The organism is Saccharopolyspora sp. NPDC002686 (genome assembly GCF_040295745.1).
In the GTDB taxonomy this organism is placed as follows: domain Bacteria; phylum Actinomycetota; class Actinomycetes; order Mycobacteriales; family Pseudonocardiaceae; genus Saccharopolyspora; species Saccharopolyspora oryzae.
Genome location: NZ_JBEOVY010000234.1, coordinates 1 through 12,311 on the forward strand (window position 1 = coordinate 1; position 12,311 = coordinate 12,311).

Sequence of the window (12,311 nt, forward strand, 5' to 3'; positions counted from 1 at the left end):
TCCAGCTCGTCCAACGTGGACACCTCGACCTCCATCGGGAGGTCCGGGGCGTGCTCCCGGCAGGCCCGCACCGCGGCGACCGCCGAACCGGCCGCACCCCGACCCAGTCCTCGGGCAGCAGCTCCAACGGCAGGCCCGGGTCGAGGTACGGCAGGCGCCGCCAGACCGTCACCATCGCGACGTAGTCGGCGAAGGCCTGCGACGGACTGCCATCGCCCTCGTCCCACCGCCGCCGCACCGGGTCGTACTGCGCCAGGAACGTCGCGTACTGCTCCTGCAGCGCACCGAGGTCCCACCACGACGCCACCGCGTCCCGGAGCGGCGAGCCCCCGACCCGGCGGGATCGGAACAGCTCGGCATAACCGCGCAGTTCCGACCTGTCCAGCGCCGCAGTCACCGCGGTTTCCAGGTGCGCCGGGGAGATCCACAGCCCCGGCGCCACCGTGCCCAGCCCGAGCCTGGTCAGCAGCGAGCGGATCTGGTGGCGCTTCTCCCGCTCCGACTCCGGGACCGAGAAGGCGACCATCAGCCAGCCCTCCTCGACCCGGGCGCGCCGGTGCGAGAAGATCCGCTCGTCGCCCTCGGCCAGCACTTCGGAGGCGCTGTCGGACAGGCGGTAGCCCGCGACGTCCCCGGAGCGCTCGGCGACCAGCAGTCCCCGCCGCTTCAGCCGGGAGACCGCAGACCGCACGGACGGCCCGTCCACGCCGAGGTCGCCGAGCAGCCGGACCAGCCTGGCCACGGACAACCAGCCGCCCCGCTCCCGGGAGTACAGCCCGTAGAGCGTCACGATCAACGCTCGCGGCGGAACCGCACCCCCGGCAGGCGGGTCGAGCTCGTCGTTCTGCGCACTTCTGACGGTCGTCACGGGAACAGCGTAGGAGACCCCGAGCTCCCGGTCAGTCCACCCGGGAGTAGCGCTCGTCACGCCAGGCCAGCGCTGCTCGGAGGCCCTTGGTCGCGACGAGTTCGGTGAACTCGGCTCGTTCGGGGGTGTCGGCGGAGTTGAGGACGGCGGCGATGTCGTGGTTCGCCTCGACCGCGTCGCGCAGGCCCATCGCCTCGTACGCCCGGGTGAGGGCGCGCTTGGTGTAGCGCAGGATCGAGAGCGGGGTCAGGGCGATCTTGGCCGCGATCCGGTCCACGGTCGCTTCGAGCTCGGCGGGCGCGACCACCCGGTTGATCATGCCGAGCTCCAGGGCGCGCGCCGCGTCGACGACGTCGCCGGTGTAGAGCAGCTCGTTGGTGGCCTTCTGCCCGAGCAGGAACGGCATGAGCAGGGTGACCGGGCCGGAGCCGAAGCGGATCTCGGGTTCGCCGAACTGGGCGTCCTCGGTGGCGACGAGCAGGTCGCAGGCCATGGCCAGTTCGCAGCCGCCGGCCAGGCACCAGCCGGAGATCGCGCCGATGACCGGCTTGTCCAGGGACCAGACCTTCATCGTCAGGCCGATGTTGTTGGCCAGGCCGGCGTGCCACTGCTCGGCGGTCGAGACGCCCATCTCGACCTCCTGGGCGATGTCGTAGCCGACGCTGAAGGCGCGTTCCCCGCCGGTGAGGACCACGACCTTCACCGCGTCGTCGCGCTCCGCCGCGTCGAGCGCGTCGGTGAGCTCCCGCATCACCTCGACCGACAGGGCGTTCAGCTTCTTCGGCCGGTCGATCGTCAACCACGCGACGGGACCGCGGGTTTCGCTGCGCACGAACTCCATGCTGTTCCTCCTGTGCTGGTACCGGTTCTGGCTCGACGGGGTTCTAGGCGAGGACGGTGGAGATGCGCGCCGCGTTGGCGAGGGTGTCGCGGATGGGCGACCGCCGCTGGACGGCGTCGGTGAGTTCCTGCAGGCCTTCGCGAGACGTGTTCGGGGACTCCACGTGCACCGTCACCCGGATCTCCTGCGCACCTGGGCGGACCGACTCGTCCAGCCCGAGGAAGCCCTGCAGGTCGAAGTCGACCTCCATGTCCAGGCGCAGCGACGAGAGTTCGATGCCCCGGACGGCGGCGTTGGCCGCGTAGGTCACCGCGTAGCAACCGGCGAGTGCTTGCAGGACGTACTCCCCCGGGCTGGCCGCGGTGTCGGTGCCGAGCAGGGCGGCGGGCTCGTCGGATTCCAGCGTGTAGCGCGCGGTCCGCTCCTCGACGCGGTTCCCGGCTTGGCGGACTTCACCGGTAGTAGCGGTCTGGCGGCAGCCGCCGCCCCAGTTCGTCCCGAGGGTGAAGGTGACCTGGGCGAGTTCGGGCCGGCCCCGGACGGCGTCGAGGGTCGCGTTCAGGGCATCGCGGTCGACGCCGTTGAGGACGTTGGCGGTCTCGGTCACGTGATTCTCCTATCAGTGCGCGAAAACTGTTGTGCGGTGGTCAAGTTCGGGAAGGAGCCGGAGCCGCGGTGCTCTGCTCGGAACCGAGCGTGCGGCGGAACGTTTCGGGCGCGAGGTAGGCGCAGACGCCGGTGATCGCGCTCAGCACGAGGAAGTAGGCGACGACGAGCCACGGCCGGCCGTCGTTGAGCGCCAGCAGGCTCGTCGCGATCAGCGGGGCGAAACCACCGGAGATCACGGATCCGAACTGGTAGCCGAGGGACACGCCGCTGTAGCGGACCCCGGTGGAGAACAGCTCGGTGAAGAACGCGGCCTGCGGGCCGTACATCGCGTCGTGGAACACGTTCACGCCGACGACCATGCCGAGCACGATGAGGAACTCGTTGCCGGTGTCGGCGATCAGGAAGAACGGCGCGATGAACAGCGCACTCGTGGCGGTGCCGAACAGGTAGAGCGGGCGGCGTCCCCACGCGTCGGACAGACGGGCCCACAGCGGCACCGAGACCAGGCCGATCGCTGAGGCGACGAGGACCGATTGCAGGCCGATGTTGGAATCCTCGCCGACCGAGCGGGCGATGTAGGCGATGCCGAAGGTGGTGTAGAGGTAGTAGACGGCGTTCTGGGACAGCCGCATCCCCGCGGACAGCCACACCGCGCGGCGCTCCTTCTTGACGACGTCCACCAGCGGGCGTTCCGAGAGCGCGCTGTCCTCCTTCATCTTCGCGAAGGACTCCGGTTCGACGAGCCTGGAGCGGATGAGGAAGCCGACGACGACCAGCACACCGCTCACCAGGAACGGAATTCGCCATCCCCAGGCGAGGAATTCCTGCGGGCTGAGGGACGTCCGCGCGATGGCGAACGCCCCCACCGCCAGCAGCATGCCGCCCGACACCCCGATCTGGGTGAAGCTGCCGTAGAGGCCGCGGCGGTGCGCCGGTGCGGTCTCCACCGACATGAGCGCGGCGCCGCCCCATTCGGCGCCGACGCCGAACCCCTGGACGAGTCGTAGCGCGACGAGCAGCAGCGGGGCTGCGACGCCGATCTGCCCGTACGTGGGCAGAGCGCCGATGAGCGCCGTGCCGACCCCCATGGTGATCAGCGAGATGACCAGCATGGCCTTGCGGCCGATGCGGTCGCCGAAGTGGCCGCCGATCAACGCGCCGAGCGGGCGGGCGAGGAATCCGACGGCGTAGGTGCCGAAGGCGGCGATGAGCCCGATCGCCGGGCTGACGTCGGGGAAGAACAGCGGGCTGAACACCAGCGCCGCAGCGGTGCCGTAGAGGAAGAAGTCGTACCACTCGATGGTGGTGCCGACGAAACTGCCGATCGCGACCATGCGCACGGAGTTGGTGCGCCGCGCCATTGCTTGCGCCATGTTGAGAACACCGTTCTGGCCACGGCCGAACCTGGACCGGCCGGCTTTCACCGTCGTGGTTTCAGGAGGACGGTGGTGCTGGACCGCCGGATCGCGGGTGCACCCCGGAAAAGTGCGTGGAAATCGGGAAACCAGCGTTGTGCGTGGGAGCGGGGCGTGCCCGCTCCCACGCGGTCAGGCGCGTCCGAGCCCGGGTTCTGCCGCGCCCAGGAGGATGGTCACGTTGCCGAAGACGTCCTCGCCGCGGCCCATCGCGGCGTGCGCCGCGGGGATGTCGGTGAACGGGAGGGTGCGGCCCACGCAGGGGTCGATCCGGCCGTTGCGGACGAGGTCGTTGTAGGCGTAGGCCTGCTCGTCGTTGGTGCCGTGCGAGCCCTGGAGGCGCTTCTGCCGGGTCCAGTGGTAGCGGAGGTCGACCATCGCGTCGAATCCCGTGGTCCCCGCGCAGATGACGACCATGCCACCCGGCTGGCAGAGGAAGATGCTGGTGGGGATGGTGGCGCTGCCCGGGTGCTCGAAGACCAGCGCCGGGTCCTCGCGGGATCCGGCGATCTCCCACACCTTCTTGCCGAACGCTCGGGCGCCGGCCGACCACTCCTTCTGCCCGGCCTTGTCGTCGACGAGCGGCGGCACGCCCCAGTGGCCGAACTCGCGCCGGTTGATGTAGCCGATCGCACCGCACTTCATCGCGTAGGCACCCCGCTCGTCGTCCGAGACGACGGCGATCGCTCGACCACCGGCCGCCTTGACCAGCTGGGAGGCCTGGGTGCCGAGCCCGCCGGAACCGCCCCAGACCAGGACGAGATCCCCTTCCTGCACGGTGTTCCCCGCCCAGCCGTGCAGCATCCGGTACGCGGTCGTGCCCACGAGGGTGGGGGCGGCGGCCTCTTCCCAGGACAGGTGCTCGGCCTTCGGCATGACCTGGTGGGCCTGGGCTCGGGCGAACTGCCCGAACGCGCCGTAGTTGGTGTCGTAGCCCCAGATCTTCGCGCTCGGCGCGATCATCGGGTCCTTGCCGCGGGCGATCCACGGGTCGTCGGCGTCCCAGACCCCGGGGTGGACGACCACGTGCTGCCCGACCTCGACGCCGGTGACGTCGTCGCCGACGGCGTAGACGATGCCCGCCGCGTCGGAGCCCCCGATGTGGAAGTCCTCCGGTTCACCGCGCTTCTGCCGGACGGCGACCTGGTCGACCGGATATCCGCGGGCGGCCCACACGTTGTTGTAGTTGATCCCGGCGGCCATCACCGCGATCAGGACCTCGTCCGGTCCGATGCGCGGGGTCTCGACCAGCTCGGGCCGGAAGGCCTCGGCCGGGTCGCCGTAGCGGCTCTGCCGGACGACCTGGGCGTGCATCGTGGGCGGTACGACGCCGACCGGCGGCAGCTCGCCGATCGGGGTCGGCTCCGCGCCGGGTGTGACGACGCTGCGACGCTCGTCAATGCCCATGGAATTCTCCTTGTTCCGAATGCGTGATGTCCGGACGGGGACGTCCTTGCGAATCGCGCTCCCCTGCGGCTGAAGCGGGAGCGGGTGGCGTGCTCGTCGTGGGAAGCGGCCATGTCGTCGTTCTCGGCTTCGGGGCGTGGGAGATCCGCCGCTCGAAGCGCGGCCGGGAGGACCGGCAACCGACTCGGACGTTAGAGCTGCGGCGTAACCCACGTCATGAGAGGAACCGAGAAGTTTCCGCCGCACTTCTCTCGTTCTGTACGAGACCGGCGCCACTCGCGCATGAGAGACTGGCCGCGCATTCCGGCGGCACCGGGGTCGCCGGAACCGGACGAGGAGGCGGCCACGCCGTCCCGCGGGGTGTGATGATGACCGTTGAGGAGCGCAGCGCCCCGGATGCCCGCGCCGAACGCCGGCGCGGCGTTCTGCAGCAGGTCCACGCTCGACGTCACGAGCTGGCGAGCAACCTCGTCGAGGAGTACCGCACCGCCATCGCCGACTACCGGGAACTGCCGGAATCGGTCCTGATCCGCGACGTCACCGAGGCCGCGGTCCACAACATCGAGTACCTCGTCGAGATCTTCCAGAGCGGCTTCGACGTCTCCGAGCACGACAACGAGTGGATCGGGCGCTCCGCGGCCCGGCGCGTCCACCAGCACGTCAGCCTGCCGTCCCTGCTGCGCACCTACCGGCTGTGGGGCAAGCACATCTGGCGCACGATCGCCGAGCTCGCCGGCGAGGACGAGATCGGCAGGCAGCTCGCCATCGAAGCCGCCGACGCGATGATGGGTTACCTCGACAGCGTCTCCTTCAGCCTCACCCAGGCCTACCTGCGGGAGTCCGCCACGGCTGCGATCGACGGCCGAGCCCTGCGCACCGACGTGCTGGAGACGCTGCTGACCGGTGACCCGGTCAACGAACGGGCCCGCAGGCAGAAGGCGGTGCTCGCGATGACGCTGCGCGGGCCGGTGCTGGTGGTCGTCGTGCAGGTCCCGCAGCGGGACGATCCGCTCACCGGGTTGCAGGCGGCCATCCACGCGACTCGCAACCAGCTCTCCCCGCTGTGCAGCACTTTCCTCGTCGGGGCGCGGGACACCGAGGTCGTCGCCATCTGCGCTTTGGACCACGACGACGAGGTATCGCGGATCGAAGCTGCGGGGCACGAGATCGCCGCGTCGGTGCGCGACTGGACCGTGGGGCTCGGCCGGATCACCGAGGGCATCGCCGGGGTCCAGCAGTCCTACGCCGAGGCCCGCGAAGCCGCTGATCTGGGCTTCTCGATCCACCAGTCCGGCCGGGCCGTTCGCTTCGCCGACGTGCTGCTGGACCAGATCCTGCGCGCGACCACGCACGCTGACGCCCTGTTGGAGGAAACGGTCCGGCCGCTGGTCGACTACGACCGGCGCAAGAACACCGACCTGCTGGCGACGCTGCGCGCCTACGTCAACGCCAACTTCAACCTGACCAAGGCCGCTGCCGAACTCACCGTCAACCCCAACACCGTCGTCTACCGGCTTCGCCGCATCCACACGCTGACCCGCCGCGACCCGTCGACGACCGACGACCTCCTCCTGCTCGCACTCGGCCTGCGCCTGTTCGATTCAGCGCCACCTGCCGGAGACGCGCAGTTGTAGATTCCGCGAACTCCGCGCGCAGAACTTCTCGATTCGTCGCATGACGTGGATTACGCCGACGTCCTACCGTTTCGGCACGCGTTCAGCCCCGCATCCCTGCCGAGACAGGTCGATCCCAGGTTCCACGAGGCTTGATCACGCACAGGCCGCAGGCGCGCACGCGGCCCGTTCCCGCAAGCACCCGCCCAGACTCGAAGGAGAGTCCCGATGGGCAATGCATCCGGTCCGTCGCAGGCCCGAACCGCCCGTCCGCTGCGAATCGCCTTGAGCTGCCTGCTGATCCTCGTCCCGGTGGCGCTGGCCCTGGCCGTGCCGCTCTACCAGCGGACCAGTCCCGCGCTCATCGGAATCCCCTTCTTCTACTGGTTCCAGATGGCGATGGCAGTGCTGGCCGCCCTGGGCACGAGCACCGTGTTCCGCCTGCTGTTCACCGGCGACGACGATGGCGAGGGCAGAGCATGAGCTTCAACGCCGTCACCTTCGCGGTCTTCCTCGCCCTGCTGGTCCTGATCACCGGGATGGGATTCGTCGCCAGCCGGTGGCGGAAGGCCGCCGATGCCGACAACCTCGACGAGTGGGCCCTGGGCGGACGCACGTTCGGCCCGTTCATCACCTGGTTCCTGCTCGGCGGCGACCTCTACAGCGCCTACACCCTCATCGCCGTGCCAGCGGCGCTCTACAGCATGGGCGCTTTCGGCTTCTACGCCGTGCCGAACGCGATCGTGCTCTACGCACTCGGCTTCCTGTTCCTGCCGAAACTGGTGTCGCTGGCGCACCAGAAGGGCTACGTCACGCTCACCGACTTCGTCAACGACAGGTTCGGGTCGAAGTCGCTCGGCCTCGCGATCACGCTCACCGGTCTGCTGGCCACGCTGCCGTACCTCGCGCTGCAGCTCGTCGGTCTCGAGGTCATCTTCGGCTCGCTCGGCCTCGGCGGTTCGAGCAACTGGCTGATGCGCGATCTCCCGCTGCTGATCGCCTTCGGCGTGCTGGCGGCCTACACCTACTCCTCCGGCCTGCGGGCTCCGGCGCTCATCGCGTTCGTCAAGGACGGCCTGACCTACCTGGTCGTGATCGTCGCGGTGATCTACCTCCCGATCAAGCTCGGCGGTTTCGACACCATCTTCAGCAGCGCTTCGCAGGCTCTCGCGACCAAGTCCACGACACCGCCGACGGCGGATCCGGCGGTGGCGGTCAACCCGAACGTCTACATGACGCTCGCGCTCGGCTCGGGCATGGCGTTCTTCCTCTACCCGCACGCCATCACCGGCGTGTTCGCATCCCGAGGCGCGAAGACCGTGCGCCGCAACATGTCGGTGCTGCCGATCTACACGGTTCTGCTGGGTTTCGTCGGTCTGCTCGGGCTCATGGCGCTCGCCGTCGGGATCAAACCGCAGGGCGGCAACCCGCAGTACGTCGTGCCGCAGCTGCTGGCGGAGTTCTTCCCGCCGTGGTTCGTCGGCGTCGCTTTCGCCGCGATCGCGATGAGCGCGCTGGTGCCGGCGGCCATCATGGCCATCGCGGCCGGGAACCTGGTCAGCCGCAACCTCTACCGCCAGTTCGCCCGCGGCCCGGTCAGCACCCGGTCGGAAACCCTGGTCTCCAAGGTCGTCTCGGTGCTGGTCAAGGTCGGCGCGCTGGTCTTCGTGCTCACGCTCGACACGACGTTCGCGCTCAACTTCCAGCTCCTCGGCGGCATTTGGATCCTGCAGACGCTTCCGACCGTGCTGTTCGGGCTGTTCACCAAGCGCTTCGCCGACCGGCACGCGCTGCTCGCCGGTCTGCTGGTCTCGGTGGTCTACGGGACCTGGGCCGCCTACGAGGTCAAGACCAGCACCGGCGCGCCGTTCGGCGGCTCCACCGCGACCCCCTTCTTCCTGTCCAGCCCGATCTACATCGCGATCTCCGCGCTCGTGATCAACCTCGCCGTCGTCGTGCTCGGCAGCCTGCTCGTCCACCTGCTCAGGCCCTCCCGTCGCGAGGACAGCACCCGCATCACCGCGCCCTCCAAAGCCGAGGCGGTCGGCTCGCAGCACAGCTGAGCCGCACGACCAGACAGGAGCGTTACCCCATGCCACCCGGAATCCGCGTGTCCGACGAGGGCCCGATCCGCGTCCTGACCATCGACAACCCAGGCAAGCGCAACGCCTTCACCGGCCCCATGACGACGACTCTGCTGCACGAGCTCGACCGGGCCGACGCCGATCCCGCCGTGCGGGCGATCGTGGTGACCGGCACCGGTGGGTGCTTCTCCTCCGGCCACGACCTGCAGGAAGTGCTGGACAACCCGGAAACCGCGGGTGATCCCGTTGCCAACGCCGCCTTCGCCCGGCCGTCGGAGATCCTCACCCCGGTCATCGGCGCGATCGACGGCCCGGCCTACGCCGCCGGGTTCATCCTCGCGCTCAACTGCGATCTGCGCGTTGCCGCACCTGGCGCGCGGTTCTGCGGTGTCGGAGCGGCCATCGGCCTGGTCCCGGTCGGTGGCCAGCTGAGCCGGCTGCTGGACCTCGTCGGCTACCCCGTGGCCTACCGCTGGCTCGCCACCGCCGCACCGTTCGACGCCGAAGAGGCCAGTCGGCACGGGTTCGTGACCGAAGTCCACGACGACGCCCTCGAAGGCGCGCTCGCCCTCGCCGGAGCGATCGCGGCGGTCTCCCCCGCGGTCGTCGCTGCGGTCAAAGCCGGTCTCCGGCACAGCGTTTGCCACGGCACCGATGCGGGTCGGGCGGCCGAACCGCGGCTGGCCGCCCTGGTCCAGTCGCTCCCGGACGGCGACGAGGGCGTCCGCTCCTTCCTGGAACGACGACCACCCACCTACCCCGATCACCCCGAGGAACTCCACGACAGGATTGCCGAGGTACTCGCGTGACTGCCACCGAACTGCCCACCGACGTCGACCTGCGCCTGCGCGAGGACACGATCCGCGATCTCGCCATCCGCCACGGAATTCCGGCCAATCCCGTCACGTTCGCCGAGACGCCCGAGGCCGCCGCCGCGGTCGCGATGAGCACCGGGCGCCCGGTCGCGGTCAAGCTCGTCGCCGACGGCGTGGTCCACAAGAGCAAGGCCGGTGGAGTCCTGCTCGACGTCGCGCCTGATCGCGTTGCCGCGGCGGTCGAGACCCTGTTCGCCGAGCAGCGCGCCCGCGGCGTCGAGGTCCGCGGGGTGACCGTGGAGCCGATGGTCGAGCCGGGGCTCGAAGTCGTCGTCGGGGCGCTGCACGATCCGGGATTCGGTCCGATCGTCATGGTCGGTGCCGGCGGTGTCGACGTCGAGGCGCTGGGCGATGTCGCGTTCGCGCAGGCGCCCATCACCGCTGGTGGGGCCTTGCGGCTCATCGACCGCACCAAGATCGGGACGATCCTTCGCCGCAGGTTCCCCGCGCAACACGCCCAGCTCGCCGACCTGCTCGTTCGCGTTGCCGGGGCAGACGGACTGCTGCTGTCCGAACCCGTCGACCAGATCGACCTCAACCCGATCGTCGTCGGGACCGACTCGATCGTCGCCGTCGACGCCCGCGCCGTGGCGCGCGCCGACGACGTCGCGGTCGACCTCGACCTCCCGGACCCCGCTGAGAGTTACGAACAGCTCCGTCCGGCGATCTACCCCGAGTCGATCGCCGTCCTCGGTGCTTCGGCCGACCCGACCAAGATGGGCCACCGCGCCGTCCGAACAGCCGTTGACCAGGGCTTTTCCGGCTCCTTGCACCCGGTCAGCCGCTCCGCCACCGAGATCCTCGGCCACCCGGCCGTGAGCGCGATCGGTGAGCTGCCCGAGAACATCGACCGCGCCGTCGTGGCCCTACCGGCCGCTGCCGTCCCGCAGGCCCTGCGCGACCTCGCCGACCGCGGCACCAAGACCGCGCACGTGCTGACCGCGGACACCACCGACCTCGCCGAGGCCGTGGCCGGTACCTCGATGCGCGTCCTCGGCCCCAACTGCATCGGCCACTACACGCCGCACTCGAAGCTGACGATGATCGGCCGCGATGCCTCCTCGGACGAAACGGGCTCCATCGCGGTGGTCTCCCAGTCCGGCACGTACGCCGGTGACGTGGTGCGCCGCGGCAACGAACTCGGCCTGCGGTTCAGCTTCGCCAGCTCGGTCGGCAACTGCGACGACGTCTCCCCCTCCGAGCTGCTGGCGTTCTGCGAAGCGGACCCCAACACCCGGGTCGCCGCGTTCTACCTCGAAACCGACAGCGACGCGCGGAGGTTCTTCGCACTCGCCGCCGAGATGACCACCCCGGTGGTGCTGTTCAAGGGCGGGCGCAGCGCGGCAGGCGGGGCAGCTGCGGCCTCGCACACCGGCGCTCTGGCCAGCGATCCACAGTTGCTCCGGGACGCCGCCGACGAGGCCGGTGTGGTTCTCGTCAACAGCCTCGACGAGCTGCTGGACACCCTCCTCGTCGCCCAGCACGCCAGCGAGTTCACCGGCAACGGGCTCGGTCTGGTCGGCACCGGGGGCGGTGTCGCCGTCGTGGGCGCCGACACCGCCTACGAGCACGGTCTCGTCGTACCGCACTTCGCCGAGGCGACGGACCGGGCCCTGGCCCCATACGACGCGCCGGGGAGCAGCCTGAACAACCCGATCGACATCCCGACCTGGTCGATGTTCGACGACAGCGGCAGCTTCATGGGCGCACTGGTCGAGGCCGTCGCCGCCGACCCCGCGGTCGACTGCGTCTGCGCCTACACCGACATGGGCACGGTCTACGACATGAAGGCCCCGGCCGAGGCCGCCCAGATCCTCACGACGATGACCGAGGACATCGTCACCGCTGATCGCGGGGCCGTCCCGGCGGTCCTCGTGCTGCGCAGCAGCTACAGCGCGGAGCAGGACGAGCTGGTCCGGACCCTGCGCCGCGTGGCGAGCGCGCACGGTGTCCCGGTGCTGGAATCGGTGGACCGGGCGATCGCCGCGTTCGGCCGGGTCCGCGCCTTGAACCTGCACCGCGAACGCACGTCGGAGCGCTGAGGCGTGGGGGTCCTGACCGCGTCACCCACCACCGGGAACCGTCGTGCCGCGCTGGCGCTGGGCCTGATCGCCCTCGCCACGCTGCTGTCGATGAGCGTCTGGTTCTCCGCGTCGTTCGTCGTTCCGCAGCTGCAGCAGCTGTGGAACCTCACCAGCGGGCAGAGCTCGCTGCTGACGATCGCGGTGCAGCTGGGTTTCGTGGTCGGGGCCCTCACCCTCGCCGCGACCGGTCTCGCCGATGCCGTGCCGGGCCGCCGGCTGATGTGCGCTGGCGCGCTCGGTGCCGCCGCGGTGAACCTGGGCCTGCTCTGGGCTCCCGGCTTCGCCGTGGCGCTGCTGCTGCGCATGCTCACCGGAGCTTTCCTCGTCGCCGTCTACCCCCCGGCGCTCAAGGAGGTGTCGTCGTGGTTCCAGCGCGGCCGCGGGACCGCGCTGGGAGTCATGATCGGGGCGCTCACGCTGGGCTCCGCCGCACCGCAGCTGGTCAAGGCGGCCGGTGGTCTCGACTGGCAGCTCGTGATCGTCGCGACCTCCGCGCTCACCGCAGCGGGCGGGGC

At 70.0% G+C, this 12,311-nt stretch carries 11 protein-coding genes; 6 read left to right on the forward strand and 5 right to left on the reverse strand.

Going from position 1 to position 12,311, the window contains the following annotated elements:
• From ABTZ89_RS26340 to ccrA, 5 genes are all read right to left on the reverse strand, one after another.
• The coding region (locus tag ABTZ89_RS26340; protein ID WP_351049450.1) for a PaaX family transcriptional regulator at positions 1–868 on the reverse strand (868 nt) is incomplete at its 3' end.
• A gap of 31 nt (positions 869–899) precedes the next feature.
• Positions 900–1,709: an enoyl-CoA hydratase/isomerase family protein gene (locus ABTZ89_RS26345; protein ID WP_351049453.1), complete on the reverse strand. Its 810-nt coding sequence runs from the start codon at positions 1,707–1,709 to the stop codon at positions 900–902.
• A gap of 43 nt (positions 1,710–1,752) precedes the next feature.
• Entirely contained in the window at positions 1,753–2,316 is a 564-nt protein-coding gene (locus ABTZ89_RS26350) for an OsmC family protein (protein WP_351049455.1), read from the reverse strand.
• A 40-nt stretch (positions 2,317–2,356) separates the two neighbouring features.
• Positions 2,357–3,691 carry an MFS transporter gene (locus ABTZ89_RS26355; RefSeq protein WP_351049457.1) on the reverse strand — a complete coding sequence of 445 codons (1,335 nt, stop codon included), beginning with the start codon at positions 3,689–3,691 and terminating at the stop codon, positions 2,357–2,359.
• 174 nt (positions 3,692–3,865) lie between these two features.
• The gene (gene ccrA, locus ABTZ89_RS26360; RefSeq protein ID WP_270947170.1) at positions 3,866–5,140 is read right to left on the reverse strand and encodes a crotonyl-CoA carboxylase/reductase; all 1,275 of its coding nucleotides are present in this window, start codon (positions 5,138–5,140) and stop codon (positions 3,866–3,868) included.
• A gap of 365 nt (positions 5,141–5,505) precedes the next feature.
• On the opposite strand from ccrA, the gene ABTZ89_RS26365 reads away from it, so the two are divergent.
• The 6 genes from ABTZ89_RS26365 to ABTZ89_RS26390 all read left to right on the forward strand — a co-directional run.
• Positions 5,506–6,774, forward strand: coding sequence for a PucR family transcriptional regulator (locus tag ABTZ89_RS26365; protein WP_351049460.1), 1,269 nt, complete (start codon positions 5,506–5,508; stop codon positions 6,772–6,774).
• Between the two features lie 207 nt (positions 6,775–6,981).
• Positions 6,982–7,236, forward strand: coding sequence for a DUF3311 domain-containing protein (locus tag ABTZ89_RS26370; protein ID WP_270947167.1), 255 nt, complete (start codon positions 6,982–6,984; stop codon positions 7,234–7,236).
• Positions 7,233–8,816, forward strand: coding sequence for a monocarboxylate uptake permease MctP (mctP, locus tag ABTZ89_RS26375; RefSeq protein ID WP_351049464.1), 1,584 nt, complete (start codon positions 7,233–7,235; stop codon positions 8,814–8,816). The genes ABTZ89_RS26370 and mctP overlap by 4 nt, the downstream gene beginning before the upstream one ends.
• Before the next feature lie 29 nt (positions 8,817–8,845).
• The gene (locus ABTZ89_RS26380; RefSeq protein ID WP_351049467.1) at positions 8,846–9,646 is read left to right on the forward strand and encodes an enoyl-CoA hydratase/isomerase family protein; all 801 of its coding nucleotides are present in this window, start codon (positions 8,846–8,848) and stop codon (positions 9,644–9,646) included.
• Positions 9,643–11,754 (forward strand): acetate--CoA ligase family protein, encoded by a 2,112-nt coding sequence (locus ABTZ89_RS26385; protein WP_351049470.1) that lies wholly within the window; start codon positions 9,643–9,645, stop codon positions 11,752–11,754. Before ABTZ89_RS26380 ends, ABTZ89_RS26385 begins: the two co-directional genes overlap by 4 nt.
• A gap of 3 nt (positions 11,755–11,757) precedes the next feature.
• On the forward strand, positions 11,758–12,311 hold a 554-nt coding region (locus ABTZ89_RS26390), incomplete at its 3' end, for an MFS transporter (protein ID WP_351049473.1).

Excerpts from the sequence above, each read along its gene's own strand:
- ABTZ89_RS26355 (WP_351049457.1), bottom strand. The coding sequence starts at position 3,691 with ATGGCGCAAGCAATGGCGCGGCGCACCAACTCCGTGCGCATGGTCGCG.
- ccrA (WP_270947170.1), bottom strand. The coding sequence starts at position 5,140 with ATGGGCATTGACGAGCGTCGCAGCGTCGTCACACCCGGCGCGGAGCCG.
- ABTZ89_RS26370 (WP_270947167.1), top strand. The coding sequence starts at position 6,982 with ATGGGCAATGCATCCGGTCCGTCGCAGGCCCGAACCGCCCGTCCGCTG.
- ABTZ89_RS26365 (WP_351049460.1), top strand. The coding sequence starts at position 5,506 with ATGATGACCGTTGAGGAGCGCAGCGCCCCGGATGCCCGCGCCGAACGC.
- ABTZ89_RS26345 (WP_351049453.1), bottom strand. The coding sequence starts at position 1,709 with ATGGAGTTCGTGCGCAGCGAAACCCGCGGTCCCGTCGCGTGGTTGACG.
- mctP (WP_351049464.1), top strand. The coding sequence starts at position 7,233 with ATGAGCTTCAACGCCGTCACCTTCGCGGTCTTCCTCGCCCTGCTGGTC.
- ABTZ89_RS26380 (WP_351049467.1), top strand. The coding sequence starts at position 8,846 with ATGCCACCCGGAATCCGCGTGTCCGACGAGGGCCCGATCCGCGTCCTG.